Genomic DNA, 16,850 nt, shown 5'->3' on the forward strand with positions numbered 1-16,850 from the left:
ACACAGATGGGTGGAAACTGAGTGATGAGTAGGGGCGGACGCCAAGCATATGCCGCTTTGTCCGTGCTCGCGGCCGGGGCACTCGTGCTCACCGGTTGCAGCAAGGGCGGCAGCGACGCGAGCAACAACAACAAGCAGGACGAGCAGAACGCCAAGCGGCAGCAGTCGTCGATCAAGTTCGGCGACGCGGCGGACTCGGCCGGGCCCGCGGCAGCGGTGAAAGGTGCCAAGCCGGGCGGCACGATGGAGGTGCTCCAGCGCGACAGCTTCGCCCACCTCGACCCCGGGCAGATCTACGTCTCCGACGAGATGGCGCTCTCGCAGCTGATCCACAGAGGCCTGACCGGCTACAAGGCGACCGGCACCGACGGCAAGTCGCACGAGGTCGTCGGTGACCTCGCCACCGACTCCGGCACCACGACGGACGGCGGCAAGACCTGGAAGTACACGCTGAAGGACGGCGTGAAGTTCGACGACGGCACGCCGATCACGTCGAAGGACGTCCGCCAGACCTTCGAGCGGCTGTTCGCGCCGTTCATCAACCAGGGCCCGACCTACATCCAGCAGTGGCTGGCCGACTCCTCCGGCGCCGACTACCGCAAGCTGCTGCCGGGCGGCCCCTACAAGGGCAAGCACCTGCCGAGCAGCGTCCTCGCCACGCCCGACGACAAGACCATCGTCTTCCACTTCAAGACCCCGCACCCCGACCTGCCGTACGCGCTCGCCATGTCCGGCTACTCCGTCGTGTCCGCCAAGGGCGACACCAAGGAGAAGTACGACAAGAACCCGGTGACGACCGGCCCGTACAAGATCCAGTCGTTCAAGTCGGGCAAGTCCATGGTGCTCGTGAAGAACCCCAACTGGGACCCGAAGACGGACCCGATCCGCAACCAGTACGTGGACCAGTGGAAGTTCACCTTCAACCAGCAGTTCGAGCAGTCCACCAAGGCCCTGCTCGCGGACAGCGGCGCCGACGCGGCCGGCGTCAGCCTGTCCAACCAGGTCGACGCGGGCAACCTGTCCAGCGTCCTGAAGGACCCGAAGATGAAGTCCCGTACCATCTCCGGCTACCAGCCGTACGTGGGCCAGATGAACATCAACATGAGCAAGCCGGAGCTCAAGGACATCAAGGTCCGCCAGGCCATCGCCTACGCGCTGCCGGTCACGCCGTTCATCCGCGCCTACGGCGGCACCGACGCGATGGAGGTCGCCGGCGGCCTGATCAGCCCCACCGTCAGCGGCTATGACGCGAAGTTCGACCCGTTCGGCAAGAAGGAGAAGCCCGCGGGCGACCCGGCCAAGGCCAAGCAGCTGCTGAAGGAGGCCGGCAAGCTGAACATGAAGCTGACCTTCGGCTACATCAACACCCCTGAGGGCCAGCAGTACTCCACGGCCATGGCGGCGGGCCTGAAGAAGGCCGGCTTCGACGTCCAGCGCCAGGAGATCCCGGCCGAGTCGTACTACGACCAGGTCAGCAAGCTGAACAACAACTACGACATCTTCCACACCGCGTGGGGCGCCGACTGGCCGTCCGCCTCGACGGTCATCCCGCCGCTGTACGACGGCCGGCAGATCGCCGACGGTGCGTCGAACTACTCGCAGGTCAACGACCCGCACGTGAACAGCGAGATCGACCGCATCAACAAGATCACCGACCCGGTCAAGTCCGCGGCGGAGTGGGAGAAGCTCGACAAGTACCTGCTCACCAAGGTGGTGAACGAGGTCCCGACCGCGTACTACAAGCAGGTGCAGATCGCCGGTTCCAAGGTCGGCGGCTTCGTCTACGACGACGTGATCGGCGGCGTCGACCCGCGTCGTCTGTACATCAAGTAACCACCGCCCGACCGGTACCCGGTGCGCCCGCCCACGCGGCGCGGCCGCACCGGGTACCGCCCGGCCCGACGTCGTCAGAGAGCTGACCCTGTCATGCTGCGCTTCCTACTCCGCCGGACCCTCGGTGCCGCCGTCATCCTCTTCCTGCTGAGCATCGTGGCGTTCCTGTTGTTCTTCGGGATGCCGCGCGACCCGGCGCTGCTGATGTGCGGCAAGACGTGCAACCCGTCCAGCATCGCGAACATCCACCATGTGCTCGGCCTCGACAAGTCGATCCCCGAGCAGTACGGGATCTTCCTGCACAACCTCGTCTTCGGCAGCAACCAGTTCGCCCAGGGCCCCTGCCCGGCGCCCTGCTTCGGGTACTCGTACCACACCAACGACCAGGTCTGGGCCACCATGATGGACCGGCTGCCCACCACGGTCTCGCTGACGATCGGGGCCGCGGTGGTGTTCCTCTTCGTCGGTCTCGGCACGGGCATGCTGGCCGCGTGGCGGCGGGGCACACTGCTGGACAAGACGGTCACCGCCGGCTCGATGGTGATCAGTTCACTGCAGATCTACTTCCTGGGCCCGCTGGCGCTCGCGGTCCTCGTGTACCAGACGCACATCTTCGGCAAGCCCGCCTACAACAGCTTCACGACCGACCCCGTCAGCTGGTTCAGCGGGCTGCTGATCCCGTGGGTGGTGCTGTCCACGATCTTCGCCTCGCAGTACACCCGTATGGCGCGCTCGTCGATGATCGAGCAGCTGCAGGAGGAGCACGTACGCACGGCCCGCGCCAAGGGCATGTCCCGCAAGTACGTCTTCTTCCGCTACGCCTGGCGGGGCTCGCTCATTCCGATCGTCACCATCTTCGGCATCGACCTCGGCTCGCTGCTGGGCGGTGCCATCATCACCGAGTACACCTTCGGACTGCCCGGCCTCGGCCGGCTCGCGGTGGATTCGGTGCAGTTCAGCGACCTGCCGCTGCTGCTGGGCGTGATGCTGTTCTCCGCCTCCATGATCCTGCTGTTCAACATCATCGTCGACGCCTGCTACGCCTTCATCGACCCGCGCGTGCGGTTGTCCTAGGCAGGGTAAGAGGAGCACTGTCGTGACCACATTGACCAAGGCGGCCGGCGCGCCCGGCGAGGCCGACACGGGCGCCTTCCTCACCGTGCGGGACCTGCACGTCAGCTTCAGGACCGAGGACGGCGTGGTGCGGGCCGTCGACGGGCTCTCCTTCGACCTGGAGCGCGGCAGGACGCTGGGCATCGTGGGCGAGTCGGGCTCCGGCAAGTCCGTCACCAACCTGACCATCCTCGGCCTGCACAACCCGATGTTCACCACCGTCGAGGGGGAAATCCTCCTGGAGGGCCAGGAGTTGACGACGGCGCGGGAGCCGGAGCTGGAGCGGCTGCGCGGCAACAAGGTCGCCATGATCTTCCAGGACCCGCTCACCGCCCTGTCGCCGTACTACACGGTGGGCCGGCAGATCGCCGAACCGTTCATGAAGCACACCGGCGCCTCCAAGAAGGCCGCCTGGGACCGGGCGGTGGAGATGCTCGGCAAGGTCGGCATCCCCAACCCCAAGGAACGGGCGAAGGACTACCCGCACCAGTTCTCCGGGGGCATGCGCCAGCGCGCCATGATCGCCATGGCCCTGGTCTGCGACCCCGACCTGCTGATCGCCGACGAGCCGACGACGGCGCTGGACGTGACCGTCCAGGCCCAGATCCTCGACCTGCTCAAGGACCTCCAGCAGGAGTTCGGCTCGGCGATCATCTTCATCACGCACGACCTGGGCGTCATCGCCGACATGGCCGACGACATCATGGTGATGTACGCCGGCCGCGCGATCGAGCACGGCACGGTGAACGAGGTGATGCGCTCGCCGCAGCACCCCTACACCTGGGGCCTGCTGAACTCCATGCCCCGGCTCGACTCGGACCTCGCCGCCCCGCTCGCGCCGATCCCGGGCTCCCCGCCCTCGCTCCTCAACCCGCCCTCGGGCTGCCCTTTCCACCCCCGCTGCACCTTTCAGGACCGGGTCGGCGGCAACCGCTGCGTCACCGAACGCCCGCTGCTGGCCCCGGACCGTGCCTCGGCGTGCCACCTCACGGCGGAGCAGAAGCGCACCATCTTCATCGAGGAAATCAAGCCCCGTCTGGGCTAGGAGGACACCGCCATGACAGAGGACCTCGTCCTCCCCGCTCCGGGGGAAACGGCCGGCGGACCGGAGGGGGAGCCGCTGCTCGACGTCAGCGGGCTCACCAAGCACTTCCCGGTCAAGGGCGGCTTCCCGATCCGGCGTACGATCGGCGCCGTGCAGGCGGTCGACGGCATCGACCTGACCGTGCACGTCGGCGAGAGCTTCGGCCTGGTGGGGGAGTCCGGCTGCGGCAAGTCGACCACCGGCCGGCTGATCACCCGCCTGCTGGAGCCGACGTCCGGCAAGATCTCCTACCGCGGCCGGGACATCACCCACGCGAGCCGCAAGCAGCTGGCGCCGATCCGGTCCGAGATCCAGATGATCTTCCAGGACCCGTACTCGTCGCTGAACCCCCGGCAGACCGTCGGCAAGATCATCTCGGGCCCGATGGAGATCAACGACATCGACCCGCCCGGCGGCCGCGAGGCCCGGGTACGGGAACTGCTGGAGATCGTCGGCCTCAACCCCGAGCACTTCAACCGCTTCCCGCACGAGTTCTCCGGCGGCCAGCGCCAGCGCATCGGCGTCGCCCGCGCCCTCGCCCTGGAACCGAAGCTGATCGTCGCCGACGAGCCCGTCTCGGCCCTCGACGTCTCCATCCAGGCCCAGGTCGTCAACCTCCTGCAGAAGGTCCAGCAGGAGCTGGGCATCGCGTTCCTCTTCATCGCCCACGACCTGGCCGTCGTACGCCACTTCTCGCACCGCGTGGCCGTGATGTACCTCGGCAAGATCATCGAGGTCGGGGACCGCGAGTCCATCTACACCCGGCCCCGCCACCCCTACACCCACGCCCTGCTCTCCGCCGTCCCCGAGGTGACCCTGTCCGACGAGGAGGACACCGCCCAGCGCGAGCGCATCCGCCTCGCCGGTGACGTCCCGTCTCCCATCTCCCCGCCCTCCGGCTGCCGCTTCCGCACCCGCTGCTGGAAGGCCCAGGACAAGTGCGCGACCGAGGAGCCGCCACTGCTCCGGCTCTCCGGCAACCACGACGGGCACCTGACGGCCTGCCACTTCCCGGAGGAGCCGTCGATCGAGGCGCGGGTGAAGGACATCGTGCTGGACCCGGCGCTGGCGGCGTCGGAGGAGGACGCCTAGCCCTGCCGGGGGCGCGGGGCTGCCGGCCCCGCGTCCTTCAGGGGGCCGGTGGAGGGGGCGGAGGCTGCGGAGTCGTTTGTCGACGAGTGGCCGAGGGCGCCGGGCCCGTCCTCCCTGGAGTGGCCGGTTCCAAGGCCGGGCCGGGCCGGGAACCGTAGGGTGCCTCGCTGTGACGGATTCTTCGAGCGGGGCGCCGCTGTGGCGTGAAAGACGATTCCTGCTGCTCGCCGCCGCGCGCGTCGTCTCCGTGCTGGGCAACGGCTTCGCGCGCGTGGCCCTGGCGTTCGCCGTGCTGGCTCTTCCGGGAGCGAGCGCTGGCAGGCTCTCGCTGGTGCTGGCGTGTCAGGCGTTGCCGCAGCTGGTGTTCATCCTGGCCGGTGGCGTCGTCGCGGACCGGATGTCGCGGTCGAGGCTGATGGCCGTGGCCGACGTCCTGGGGGCCGGGGCCTACGGGGGCCTGGCCGCCATGGTGCTGACCGGTCACGCGCCCCTGGTGGCGCTGTGTCTGCTCGCGGTGGTGGCGGGGTCGGCGACGGCCCTGTTCGCGCCCGCGATGGACGGTCTGGTGCCGCTGATCGTGCCGGCCGACCGGCTGCAACGCGCCAACGGCCTGCTGCGGATGGGCGTCAACAGCTCGCTGCTGCTCGGCCTGGCCCTCTCCGGGGTCGCGGTGGCCGTGGTCGGACCCGGCTGGGCCCTCGCGCTCGACGCCGCGTCCTTCGTGGTCAGCGCGGCGCTGACGGCCCGGCTCGGTGTGACCGCGGCGCCGCGCAGGAAGGCGTCGGGCTGGGCCGATCTGCGGGAGGGCTGGCAGGAGTTCTCCTCCCGGCAGTGGCTGTGGGTCGTGGTCGCCCAGTACGCGGTCGTGGTCGCCGCGAAGAACGCCAACGTCGGCGTGCTCGGCCCGCTGATGGCCGAGCGGCATCTGGGCGGGGCGCGGGCCTGGTCCGTCATCGTGGCCGCGCAGGCCCTGGGCACCATCGCCGGCGCGGGTCTCGCCGCCCGGGTCAGGGTGCGACGGCCCATGCTGGTGGCCGTGGTGTGCACGTTCCCCGCCGCCGTGCCCATCGCCCTGCTCAGCGTCCGGGCGCCGGTGTGGCTGATCGCGGCGGCCACGTTCGGCTCCGGCGTCGCGAGTGACGTCTTCGGCGTCCTGTGGGCCACCACCATCCAGCGCCGGGTCCCCGAGCACGCCTTGTCGCGCGTCAGCTCCTACGACTGGTTCGGCTCCCTGGCGCTCGCCCCGCTGGGCCTGCTGGTGGCGGGACCTGTCGCACAGGCCGTGGGCACCGGCCCGGCCCTGGCCGGCTGCGCCGCCCTGATCGTCCTGGCCACCACGGCGGCCCTGCTCTCGCCCCAGGTGCGCACCCTCGGCACGGAGAAGGAGCGGCGTGCCGGCGTCCCGGAGGCCCCGGCACCGGCCCCGGAACGCCAGCGGGAGGGCTCCTGACCGAGCCCTCCCGGCATGAGAGAGGCCCACGCGGCGCGCGAGCGCCACGTGGGCCTTCATCCCCGGGAAGCGGACGTTCGGGCTCGGGTCAATGGGCCGTGAAGGTCCGTTCCGGCAGGGGGCGGCTGACGGAAAAGGGGTGTGTCAGGCCGCCGCCTCGGGGTCCTTGGAGAGCGCGCCGGAGGGCACGGTCCCAGCCGTCTCGGGGTAGTGGCACGCGGTCAGATGGCCGGGCTTGTTCCCCTCGACCTGCACCAGCGGCGGCGCCTCGCTCGCGCACTTGTCCGTCGCCTTCCAGCAGCGGGTGCGGAAGCGGCAGCCGGAGGGCGGGTTGATGGGCGAGGGGACGTCGCCGGCCAGCCGGATGCGCTCCTGGGGCTCCACGTCCACCGTCGCCTCGGGGACGGCGGAGAGCAGGGCCTTGGTGTAGGGGTGGCGCGGATTTCCGTACAGGTCCTCGCGGTCGGCGATCTCGACGATCTTGCCCAGGTACATGACCGCGACGCGCTGCGAGAAGTGCCGGACGATCGCAAGGTCGTGCGCGATGAAGACGAAGGCGATGCCCAGCTCCTGCTGGACCTTCTGCAGGAGGTTGACGACCTGGGCCTGGATGGAGACGTCGAGGGCCGAGACGGGCTCGTCGGCGACGATCAGCTTGGGTTCCAGGGCGAGGGCGCGGGCGACGCCGATGCGCTGGCGCTGGCCGCCGGAGAACTCGTGCGGGAAGCGGTTGAAGTGCTCGGGGTTGAGGCCGACGATCTCCAGCAGTTCCCGTACCCGGGCCTCGCGGCCGCCGGGCGGGTCGATGTCGTTGATCTCCATCGGGCCCGAGATGATCTTGCCGACGGTCTGGCGGGGGTTGAGGGAGGCGTACGGGTCCTGGAAGATCATCTGAATCTCGGACCGGATCGGTGCCAGACCCTTGCGGCCCGCGTGGGTGATGTCCTGGCCCCTGTAGAGGATCTTGCCGGACGTCGGCTCCAGCAGGCGGGTGATCAGCCGGCCGGTGGTCGACTTGCCGCAGCCCGACTCGCCGACGAGGCCCAGGCTTTCGCCCTCGGACACCTGGAAGTCCAGGCCGTCCACGGCCTGTACCGCGCCGACGGTCCGCCGGATCGGGAAGCCGCCCTTGATGGGAAAGTGCTTCGTCAGCCCGGAGACGTCCAGGAGGGGGTTGTTGCTCATGGTCGTGAAGTCCCGTCTGTGTCCGTCAGTTGTGCCGGGTCGCGGCGATGTCGGCGAAGAGTTCCCGCTTCTGCTCCTGGGTGAGGTGGCACGCGGAGCCGCGGCCCCCGACGATCTCCAGCACCGGCTGCTCGCCGGAGCACCGGTTGCCCGGCACCGCCTTGGTGAAGGAGCAGCGCGGGTGGAAGCGGCAGCCGGACGGCGGGTTGAGCAGCGAGGGCGGCGAGCCGGGGATCGGCGACAGCGGCACGTCCACGCGGCCGTTCAGGCTCGGCATGGAGCTCAGCAGGCCGACGGTGTAGGGGTGCTGGGGGTCGCTCAGCACTTCCTTCTTGCTGCCGCGCTCCACGCACCGGCCGCCGTACATCACCAGCACGTCGTCCGCGATGTCGGCGATGACGCCCAGGTCGTGGGTGATGAAGATGATCGCGGTGCCGAACTCCTGCTGGAGGTCCTTGAGCAGGTCCATGATCTGGGCCTGGACCGTCACGTCGAGGGCGGTCGTCGGCTCGTCCGCGATCAGCAGTTCGGGGTCGCACACCAGCGCCATGGCGATCATCGCGCGCTGGCGCATACCGCCGGAGAACTGGTGCGGATAGTCGTCCACCCGCATGTCCGGCTGCGGGATGCCGACCCGGCGCAGCATCTCGACGGCGCGCTTGCGGGCCTCGGACTTGGAGGCACCGGTGTGCCTGCGGTACGTCTCGGCGATCTGCGTGCCGATGGTGTGGTACGGCGACAGCGAGGCCAGGGCGTCCTGGAAGATCATGGACATCTTGTTGCCGCGGAGCCGCTCCAGCTCCTTCTCGCTTGCGGTGAGCAGCTCCTTGCCGTCCAGCAGGATCTCGCCGTCGATGGCGGTCCGGGCCGGGTCGTGCAGACCGAGGATCGTCAGGTTGGTCACGGACTTGCCGGAGCCCGACTCACCCACGATGCCGAGGGTCTGACCCTTGACGAGGTCGAAGCTGAGTCCGTCAACGGCCTTGACGATGCCGTCCTCGGTGGAGAAGTGGACCTTGAGGTCCTTGACGGAGAGGAACGGCTGCTGATCGGTGCTCGTCACGGGGACGCTCCTGGGGGGTGATGCGAGAGGTCGGGAGTGGGGCGGAGGTCAGGCGAGCCGGATCCGCGGGTCGATGAGGGCGTAGACGGCGTCGACGATGATGTTGAAGATCACGATCGCCCCGGCCGCCAGCACGGTCACACCCAGCACCATGGGGAGGTCACTCTTGTTCACGGAGTCGAGCGCCAGCCGGCCCACGCCCTGCAGGCTGAAGACGGTCTCCGTGATGATCGCGCCGCCGATGAGAGTGCCGAGGTCGACACCGAAGATGGTGACGATCGGACCCATCGCACCACGCCAGGCGAAGCGGAAGAAGACGTTGGCCCGGGACAGGCCCTTGGCGCGGGCGGTGCGGACGTAGTCCTCGCTGAGCTGCTCCACGAGCTGCGAGCGGGACATACGGGTGTAGTTCGCGGTGAAGATGATGGCGAGGACCAGCCACGGCAGCAGCATGCCGGAGAACCACTTGACCGGGTTCTCGGTGAGCGGGGTGTACGACGGGTTGTCGAGGATGCCCATCTTGAAGACCAGGAAATACAGCGCGATGTATCCGACGAAGTAGATCTGCAGGGAGGCGCCGAGCAGCGAGGCGGAGGTGGCCAGCTTGTCCTGCCACTTGCCCTGCTTGACGGCGGCGATCATGCCCGCGCCGACGCCGATGACGAGGAAGACCACGGCCGCGCCGAAGGCGAGGGAGAGGGTCAGCGGCAGCCGGTCCATGATCGTGCCGAGGACGGGCTGGTTGTTGGCGAACGAGTAGCCGAGGCACGGTGCGCTGCAGTCGCCGAAGTCGCCGTAGCTGCGACCGACGAAGACGCCCTTGAGCCAGTACCAGTACTGGACCGGCACCGGGTGGTCGATGCCCAGGTTGTGCCGGACCTTGGCGAGCATGTCGGGCGTGCAGTTCTTGCCGCACGACATCATGGCGGGGTCACGCGGGATGGCGTAGAAGAGCCAGAAGGTGACCGCGCTGATGATCAACAGGATGACCAGCGCGCCGAGGACTCGGCGGACAAGGAAGCGGAGCATGAGGGCGTGACTTTCCGGACGGGGCGCCGTCGCCGGGGTGAGGGGGTGGGCCGGAGGGGGCGGCCAGGTCGTGGCCGCCCCCGGAGCGTCGAGCGCTCTTACTTCATCGCGTACATCTTGCAGACCGCGACGCAGGTGTTGCCCGGGTCGAAGATGACGTTGCCGACCTTGGACCCGTGCATCCAGTTGCGGATGGAGTGGTAGTCCGGGACCACCGGGGCCAGCTCCATGATCTGGCGGTCGATGGCGCCCCAGGCCTTGTTGGCCTGCTCCGGGTCCGCGATCTTCGACGCCGCGTCGATCGCCTTGTTGACGCTCGCGTTGTTCAGCTGGGCGTAGTTGCTGCGGCCGTCACCGATGTTCTTGCCGTCCCAGCAGGGGTAGAACACGGAGTAGCCGCCCGGCCAGTCCGGGCTCCAGCCGGCGGAGAACAGGTCGTAGCCGTTGTCGATCTTGCCGATCTGGGTGTAGAAGGTCGACTTGTCGACCTGCTTGTTGACGACCTTGAAGCCGGCGGCCTCCAGGGCGTTCTTGATCGCGACGGCCTGCTTGACCATGCTGTCCGAGTGCTGGTAGGCGATGACCAGCTTCTGGCCGAGCTTGCCGGCCTCCTTCAGCAGGGCCTTGGCCTTGGCCGGGTCGCCACCGGGCTTCTTGTCCGTCCCGTAGAGGTCGAACTTCGTGTAGCCGGGGGTCACCGGGCTGAGGATGGTGGTGGCCAGCTCGCTGGTGGCCTTGCCGCCGCGGATGGTCTGCAGCTGCTGGTGCGGCCAGGCCCAGTTGATGGCCTGACGGACCTTGAGGTCCTTGACGCGGGTCATGTTGATCGGCCAGTAGTAGGTGACCGTGTCGACCTGCGTGAGGACGCGCTTCTTGAGCTGGGGGTTGGTGAGGACCTGCGCGATGCGCTCGGGAGCCACCTCGTTGAAGATCGACATCGTGTACTGGTCGTTGCCCTGGTCCGCGATGTAGCGGTCGGTGGACGCGACCAGCTCGAAGCCGAACTGGAAGACGTACTTGTCCGGGTAGGCGTTGCGGATCGGGTCCGTCTTCGCGTCCCAGTGCTCGTTGCGCACGTAGGTCAGCGACTTGCCGAACTTGCGGTCGCCGATCTTGTAGGGGCCGCAGGAGAACGGACGCTTGTCGTACTTCTGCTTGGTGTCGTGCTTCTTGGACACCAGGGAGTACGCACGCTCGGCGAGCGTGAAGTTGAAGTCGCTGCGCGCCTCGGTGAGACGGAAGGTGATGGTCTTCCCGGAGATCTCGATCGAGTCGAGGTGCTTGCCCTCGTACGGGCCCTTGTACTTGTCACCGCCGACCAGCCACTGCTGGACGTAGCGCGGACCCTCGGTGACGAAGTCGGCGAAGAGGCGCTCGAAGGTGTGCTGGACGTCGTCCATGGAGACGTCCGTGCCGTCCTCCCACTTCAGTCCGTCCTTGAGGGTGAACGACCAGGTCTTGCCGCCGTCCTTCATGGTGCCGGCGTCGGTGGCCGCGTCGCCGACGAGGGTGCAACCGCCCCTGTCGTCGATCTTGTAGCCGGTCAGGGCACGCATGATGGGGGCGGTGATGCAGATCTCGGTCGAGACGTAGACCTGGGCCGGGTCCAGGTGATCCATGTCGAACTGGTCGAGCGAGTAGAGCGTCCCGCCGGTGACCGCGCCCTTGACCTCCGGGGCCGGGCCGACCGAGTCCGTCTTCGTGCCGACCGCGATGGTCACGGCCTTGGAGCCCGTCACCGAGGGCACCTTGTTGTTGCCGGAGCCCTTGGAGTCACCGCTGCTGCAGGCGCTCAGCACCGTGGTGGAGGCCGCGGCCACACCAGTGGCGATCATGAAGTTTCTACGGGAAAAGGACATGCAGAGCCTGCCTAGGAGGTTGGTCGGGTCGTCATGGACCAGCCGGGTGTCACCGCCCCGTGCCGGGTGGAACTGCGTTGCTACCGCTTCGACTTCGGGTCGAGCGCGTCGCGCACCGAGTCGCCGAGCAAGTTGAAGGCGAGGACGAAGATCACCATGGACAGGCCCGGGAAGAGCATGAAGGTGAGGTCCTCGGTGTAGAACTGGGCACCCCGGGCGATCATCACGCCCCAGTCGGGGGTGGGGTCGGTCACGCCGACGCCGAGGAAGGAAAGGCCCGCCTCGGCGGTCACGTACGCCGGAAGCATCAGCGTGGACTGGATGATGATCGGGGTCCACAGGTTGGGCAGCAGTTCCTTGAAGACGACGCGCATCGGAGACGCACCCGTGACCTTCGCCGCCTCGACGAACTCCCGTTCACGCAGGCCGAGTACCTGGCCGCGCAGCAGCCGGGCGAGGGAGGCCCAGCCGAAGGCGGACAGCACGATGATCAGGGCGAAGACCGTCAACCACGTCGGTACGTTGTCGTCCGGCTTGACGAAGATGCCGTAGACGACAGGCATGAACGCGATGAAGAAGAGCGTGGACGGGAACGACAGCAGGATGTCGATGAGCCGCCCGACGAGGTAGTCCGTCTTGCCGCCCAGGTAGCCGGCCGTGGTTCCGATGACCACACCGAGGATCGTGGTGAGGAGCGCGGCGGCGACGGCGATACCCAGGGAGTTGCGGATCGCGTAGAGCAGGAACGAGAACACGTCCCGGCCGAGCTGGGGCTCGATGCCGAACCAGAAGTCGCCGCTCATGCCGCCGTTCGGCCCCGAGGGGTACGAGAAGGCGTTGAGCAGGCTCGGGTCCTGGCTCGCGTACGTGGTGTACGGGTTCTTGCCGTACAGCTTCGATATGAGCGGCGCCGCGATCCCGATCACGAAGAAGAAGATCACGATGTACGCGGATATGACGCCCGTCCGGTCGCGCTTGAAGCGCTTCCAGGCAAGGCGTCCCGGAGACCTGCTCTTGCCGCCTTCCGAGCCGCTCGAAGGGGTCGCCTTCGCCACGGTCTCGTCGGTCACCTCGAGCGGTGCAGCCGCGGATGGGGATGGGGGGATCATGATGCTCCTGGCCCAAGGGAGGGTCTGAGTGACTCCGCAGGGCGCTCCCCTACGGGCTACGCCGGACTTTTTCAACGCAATTCGTTCAAGGTCAATAAAATGTCGGTCGCCTTGGCGTTCTCTTTGCTTTCTTTACCGTTTGTTGGTCATTCTGTAGCTACGCGGGTAGTGCCCCGTAATCGATCTGTGTCCGGATTCGGGCCAACTTCGCGAAACGGGCAAGGAGTTCGATATGCGGATGCCTCCGTATCGAAATCCGTACACCTCTCCGTAACAATCCAACGGTTCGGCATCGGATGACGAAGATCCGTTGCGCGCTCCGTGGAAGATCCTTTGTGTCCCCCTCGGAAGATCCACCGCCGGTGGGGGCCCGCGCACGCCCATCCGGATGGAGCGAGCCGTCGAAGATCCTCTAATGGGCCAGGCGCGTGTGCGGTGTGCACCTTTTGAGTTGATATTGCCGGTAACGGACCGGCAGTCATGAGGAGGCACACCATGCGTGGAGCCACGCACGCCAGATGGGTCGCAGGCGCGGCGGCTGTCGCTCTCGCCGCGACGGCCTGTGGGGGCGGCGGCAGTGACAGCGGGGGCGGCAGCGGTGCCGGCGGCGCGGTCTTCAGTTCCTCGTGGGGGGATCCGCAGAACCCGCTGGAGCCGGGCAACACCAACGAGGTGCAGGGCGGCAAGGTCCTCGACATGATCTTCCGCGGGCTCAAGCGGTACGACCCCAAGACCGGCGCGGCCGAGAACATGCTCGCCGACAAGATCGAGACCTCCGACTCGCAGAACTTCACCGTCACCGTCAAGAGCGGCTGGAAGTTCAGCAACGGCGAGCCCGTCACCGCCAAGTCCTTCGTGGACGCCTGGAACTACGGCGCCAGCCTGAAGAACAACCAGAAGAACGCGTACTTCTTCGGTTACATCGAGGGCTACGACAAGGTCCACCCCGCGAGCGGCAAGCAGACCGCCGACACGCTCTCCGGGCTGAAGGTCACCGGCGACCGGACCTTCACCATCAAGCTGACCCAGAAGTTCTCGACCTTCCCGGACACTCTCGGCTACGTCGCCTTCGCCCCGCTGCCCCAGGCCTTCTTCACCGACCACGCCGGATGGATCAACAAACCGATCGGCAACGGGCCGTACGAGATCCAGTCGTACACCAAGGGCTCGAAGATGTCCCTCAGGAAGTGGGACGCCTACCCCGGCCCGGACAAGGCGCAGAACGGCGGTGTGGACCTCAAGGTCTACACCGACAACAACACCGCCTACACCGACCTGATGGCCGGCAACCTCGACCTCGTCGACGACGTCCCGGCCGCCCAGCTGAAGAACGTCAAGAGCGACCTGTCCGGCCGGTACCTGAACACCCCGGCCGGCATCATCCAGACCATCGCCTTCCCCTTCTACGACAAGAAGTGGAACACCAGCGGCGCGCAGAAGGTCCGCAAGGGCCTGTCCATGGCGATCAACCGCAAGCAGATCACCGACACGATCTTCCAGAAGACCCGCACCCCGGCCACCGACTGGACCTCGCCGGTCCTCGGCGAGAAGGGCGGGTTCCAGGCCGGGCTGTGCGGGAGCGCCTGCGAGTACAACCCCACCGAGGCCAAGAAGCTCATCCAGGAGGGCGGCGGGCTGCCCGGCGGCCAGGTCAGGATCAGCTACAACGCGGACACCGGCTCGCACAAGGAGTGGGTGGACGCGGTCTGCAACTCCATCAACAACGCGCTCGGCAACGACAAGGCCTGCGTCGGCAACCCGATCGGCACCTTCGCCGACTTCCGCAACCGGATCACCCAGAAGAAGATGTCGGGTCCGTTCCGGGCGGGGTGGCAGATGGACTACCCGCTGATCCAGAACTTCCTCCAGCCGCTCTACTACACCAACGCCTCCTCCAACGACGGCCACTGGTCCAACAAGGACTTCGACAACCTCGTGGACCAGGCGAACAGCGAGACCGACACCGCCAAGGCGATCTCGCTCTTCCAGGACGCCGAGAAGGTCGTACGGGACAACATGGCGGCCATCCCGCTGTGGTACCAGAACGGCAGCGCCGGCTGGTCCGACCGGCTCTCCAGCGTCGCCCTCAACCCCTTCAGCGTCCCGGTCTACAACGAGATCAAGGTCGGCTGACCCGCCATGGGCAGGTACGTGGTCCGGCGTCTGCTCCAGATGATCCCGGTGTTCATCGGGGCCACGCTGCTGATCTTCCTGATGGTCAACGTGATGGGCGACCCCATCGCGGGCCTGTGCGGCCAGCGGCAGTGCGACCCGGCCACGGCCGCCCAGCTGAAGAAGGAGTTCGGCCTCGACAAGCCGGTCTGGCAGCAATACCTGACCTACATGGGGAACGTCTTCACCGGCGACTTCGGCACCGCCTTCAACGGGCAGAAGGTCACCGAGCTGATGTCGTCGGCGTTCCCCGTGACCATCCGGCTCACCATCGTGGCGATCCTCTTCGAGATCGTCATCGGCGTCACACTGGGCGTCGTCACGGGGCTCAAGCGCGGGCGCCCCGTCGACACCTCGGTCCTGCTGCTCACCCTCGTCGTCATCTCCGTCCCCACCTTCGTCACCGGCCTGCTGCTGCAGCTGCTGCTCGGCGTCAAGTGGGGCTGGATCAAACCGTCGGTCTCCCCGGAGGCGACCTTCGGCGAGCTGATCGTGCCGGGCCTGGTCCTGGCCTCCGTCTCCCTCGCCTACGTGACCCGGCTGACCCGGACCTCCATCGCGGAGAACCGGCGCTCCGACTACGTCCGCACGGCCGTCGCCAAGGGGCTGCCGCGGCGGCGGGTGATCGTCCGGCACCTGCTGCGCAACTCCCTGATCCCCGTGGTCACCTTCATCGGCACGGACATCGGGGCGCTGATGGGCGGCGCGATCGTGACGGAGCGCATCTTCAACATCCACGGCGTCGGCTACCAGCTCTACCAGGGGATCCTGCGCCAGAACACCCAGACGGTGGTCGGCTTCGTGACCGTGCTGGTGCTGGTCTTCCTGGTCGCCAACCTCCTCGTCGACCTCCTGTACGCCGTACTCGACCCGAGGATCCGCTATGCCTGAGCCGTACGACTCCGAGGGCGCCATCTCCGCCGCGGGCATGGGCGGCGCGATGGACCTCGCGGTGACCGAGGGGGAGACGCTCGAGGGGACGCCCGGGGGACCGGACGGCACGGGGCCCGAGGGCAAGCCGCGCTCCCTGTGGTCCGACGCCTGGCGGGACCTGCGGCGCAACCCCGTCTTCATCGTCTCCGGACTGGTGATCCTCTTCCTGGTCGTCATCTCCGTCCGGCCGTCGCTGATCGCCTCCGGCAACCCGCTCGAGTGCCACCTCTCCAAGGCGCAGGAGGGATCGCAGCCCGGCCATCCCTTCGGCTTCAACGGCCAGGGCTGCGACGTCTACACGCGCACGGTGTACGGGACTCGCGTCTCCATCGGGGTGGGCGTCCTGGCCACGGTCGGCGTCGCGCTCCTCGGCTCGATCCTGGGCGGGCTCGCCGGGTACTTCGGCGGGGGTTGGGACTCGCTGATGTCCCGGATCACCGACATCTTCTTCGCGATCCCGGTCGTGCTCGGCGGTCTCGTTCTTCTCTCCGTGGTGACCAGCAACACGATCTGGCCGGTCGTCGGGTTCATCGTGCTGCTCGGTTGGACGCAGGTCTACCGCATCGCCCGCGGCTCGGTCATCACCGCCCGGCAGAACGACTACGTCCAGGCCGCCCGCGCCCTCGGCGCCTCCAACACCCGCATCCTGCTGCGGCACATCGCGCCCAACGCCGTGGCCCCGGTGATCGTGGTGGCGACCATCGCGCTCGGCACGTACATCGCCCTGGAGGCGACCCTGTCCTACCTCGGCGTCGGTCTCAAGCCCCCCACGGTCAGCTGGGGCATCGACATCTCCGCCGCCTCCCCCTACGTCCGCAACGCCCCCCACATGCTGCTGTGGCCGGCCGGCGCCCTCGCCATCACGGTCCTCGCCTTCATCATGCTGGGCGACGCGGTGCGGGACGCTCTCGATCCGAAGCTGAGGTGA

The 16,850-nt window shown here is 67.7% G+C and carries 13 protein-coding genes; 8 read left to right on the top strand and 5 right to left on the bottom strand.

Features of this window, described 5'->3' with window-relative positions:
- The first annotated feature begins 24 nt into the window (after nt 1-24).
- The 5 genes from ACJ9NR_RS25615 (at nt 25) to ACJ9NR_RS25635 (ending at nt 6,572) form a co-directional block, all read left to right on the top strand.
- Nucleotides 25-1,833 (top strand): ABC transporter substrate-binding protein, encoded by a 1,809-nt coding sequence (locus tag ACJ9NR_RS25615; protein WP_412493271.1) that lies wholly within the window; start codon nt 25-27, stop codon nt 1,831-1,833.
- A 93-nt stretch (nt 1,834-1,926) separates the two neighbouring features.
- Nucleotides 1,927-2,907: an ABC transporter permease gene (locus tag ACJ9NR_RS25620; RefSeq protein ID WP_412493272.1), complete on the top strand. Its 981-nt coding sequence runs from the start codon at nt 1,927-1,929 to the stop codon at nt 2,905-2,907.
- 22 nt (nt 2,908-2,929) lie between these two features.
- A complete protein-coding gene (locus ACJ9NR_RS25625; protein ID WP_412493273.1) occupies nt 2,930-3,991 on the top strand; it encodes an ABC transporter ATP-binding protein in 1,062 nt (353 codons plus the stop codon).
- A 12-nt stretch (nt 3,992-4,003) separates the two neighbouring features.
- A complete protein-coding gene (locus tag ACJ9NR_RS25630) occupies nt 4,004-5,122 on the top strand; it encodes an ABC transporter ATP-binding protein (RefSeq protein WP_412493274.1) in 1,119 nt (372 codons plus the stop codon).
- Nucleotides 5,123-5,291: 169 nt separating this feature from the next.
- The gene (locus ACJ9NR_RS25635; RefSeq protein WP_412493275.1) at nt 5,292-6,572 is read left to right on the top strand and encodes an MFS transporter; all 1,281 of its coding nucleotides are present in this window, start codon (nt 5,292-5,294) and stop codon (nt 6,570-6,572) included.
- 144 nt (nt 6,573-6,716) lie between these two features.
- Here the strand turns inward: ACJ9NR_RS25635 and ACJ9NR_RS25640 are convergent, their stop codons facing one another.
- The 5 genes from ACJ9NR_RS25640 to ACJ9NR_RS25660 form a co-directional block, all read right to left on the bottom strand.
- The gene (locus ACJ9NR_RS25640; protein ID WP_412493276.1) at nt 6,717-7,757 is read right to left on the bottom strand and encodes an ABC transporter ATP-binding protein; all 1,041 of its coding nucleotides are present in this window, start codon (nt 7,755-7,757) and stop codon (nt 6,717-6,719) included.
- 25 nt (nt 7,758-7,782) lie between these two features.
- Nucleotides 7,783-8,820: an ABC transporter ATP-binding protein gene (locus tag ACJ9NR_RS25645; RefSeq protein ID WP_412493277.1), complete on the bottom strand. Its 1,038-nt coding sequence runs from the start codon at nt 8,818-8,820 to the stop codon at nt 7,783-7,785.
- Between the two features lie 48 nt (nt 8,821-8,868).
- Nucleotides 8,869-9,849 carry an ABC transporter permease gene (locus ACJ9NR_RS25650; protein WP_412493278.1) on the bottom strand — a complete coding sequence of 327 codons (981 nt, stop codon included), beginning with the start codon at nt 9,847-9,849 and terminating at the stop codon, nt 8,869-8,871.
- Nucleotides 9,850-9,947: 98 nt separating this feature from the next.
- Entirely contained in the window at nt 9,948-11,708 is a 1,761-nt protein-coding gene (locus ACJ9NR_RS25655) for an ABC transporter substrate-binding protein (RefSeq protein ID WP_412493279.1), read from the bottom strand.
- Between the two features lie 80 nt (nt 11,709-11,788).
- The gene (locus ACJ9NR_RS25660) at nt 11,789-12,817 is read right to left on the bottom strand and encodes an ABC transporter permease (RefSeq protein WP_412493280.1); all 1,029 of its coding nucleotides are present in this window, start codon (nt 12,815-12,817) and stop codon (nt 11,789-11,791) included.
- A gap of 495 nt (nt 12,818-13,312) precedes the next feature.
- Here ACJ9NR_RS25660 and ACJ9NR_RS25665 point away from each other — a divergent pair, with 495 nt between their 5' ends.
- From ACJ9NR_RS25665 to ACJ9NR_RS25675, 3 genes are read left to right on the top strand one after another with little or no spacing between them, the layout of a single operon-like run.
- Nucleotides 13,313-14,950: a peptide ABC transporter substrate-binding protein gene (locus ACJ9NR_RS25665; protein ID WP_412493281.1), complete on the top strand. Its 1,638-nt coding sequence runs from the start codon at nt 13,313-13,315 to the stop codon at nt 14,948-14,950.
- Between the two features lie 6 nt (nt 14,951-14,956).
- Entirely contained in the window at nt 14,957-15,880 is a 924-nt protein-coding gene (locus ACJ9NR_RS25670; protein WP_412493282.1) for an ABC transporter permease, read from the top strand.
- Nucleotides 15,873-16,850: an ABC transporter permease gene (locus ACJ9NR_RS25675; RefSeq protein WP_412493283.1), complete on the top strand. Its 978-nt coding sequence runs from the start codon at nt 15,873-15,875 to the stop codon at nt 16,848-16,850. Before ACJ9NR_RS25670 ends, ACJ9NR_RS25675 begins: the two co-directional genes overlap by 8 nt.

Origin of the sequence: Streptomyces sediminimaris (genome assembly GCF_047049295.1) — a bacterium.
In the GTDB taxonomy this organism is placed as follows: Bacteria; Actinomycetota; Actinomycetes; order Streptomycetales; family Streptomycetaceae; genus Streptomyces; species Streptomyces sediminimaris.

What these genes read in the sequence shown, in the direction of transcription:
- ACJ9NR_RS25615 (WP_412493271.1), top strand. Translation starts at nt 25, where the DNA reads ATGAGTAGGGGCGGACGCCAAGCATATGCCGCTTTGTCCGTGCTCGCG.
- ACJ9NR_RS25620 (WP_412493272.1), top strand. Translation starts at nt 1,927, where the DNA reads ATGCTGCGCTTCCTACTCCGCCGGACCCTCGGTGCCGCCGTCATCCTC.
- ACJ9NR_RS25630 (WP_412493274.1), top strand. Translation starts at nt 4,004, where the DNA reads ATGACAGAGGACCTCGTCCTCCCCGCTCCGGGGGAAACGGCCGGCGGA.
- ACJ9NR_RS25640 (WP_412493276.1), bottom strand. Translation starts at nt 7,757, where the DNA reads ATGAGCAACAACCCCCTCCTGGACGTCTCCGGGCTGACGAAGCACTTT.
- ACJ9NR_RS25650 (WP_412493278.1), bottom strand. Translation starts at nt 9,849, where the DNA reads ATGCTCCGCTTCCTTGTCCGCCGAGTCCTCGGCGCGCTGGTCATCCTG.
- ACJ9NR_RS25655 (WP_412493279.1), bottom strand. Translation starts at nt 11,708, where the DNA reads ATGTCCTTTTCCCGTAGAAACTTCATGATCGCCACTGGTGTGGCCGCG.
- ACJ9NR_RS25660 (WP_412493280.1), bottom strand. Translation starts at nt 12,817, where the DNA reads ATGATCCCCCCATCCCCATCCGCGGCTGCACCGCTCGAGGTGACCGAC.
- ACJ9NR_RS25665 (WP_412493281.1), top strand. Translation starts at nt 13,313, where the DNA reads ATGCGTGGAGCCACGCACGCCAGATGGGTCGCAGGCGCGGCGGCTGTC.
- ACJ9NR_RS25670 (WP_412493282.1), top strand. Translation starts at nt 14,957, where the DNA reads ATGGGCAGGTACGTGGTCCGGCGTCTGCTCCAGATGATCCCGGTGTTC.
- ACJ9NR_RS25675 (WP_412493283.1), top strand. Translation starts at nt 15,873, where the DNA reads ATGCCTGAGCCGTACGACTCCGAGGGCGCCATCTCCGCCGCGGGCATG.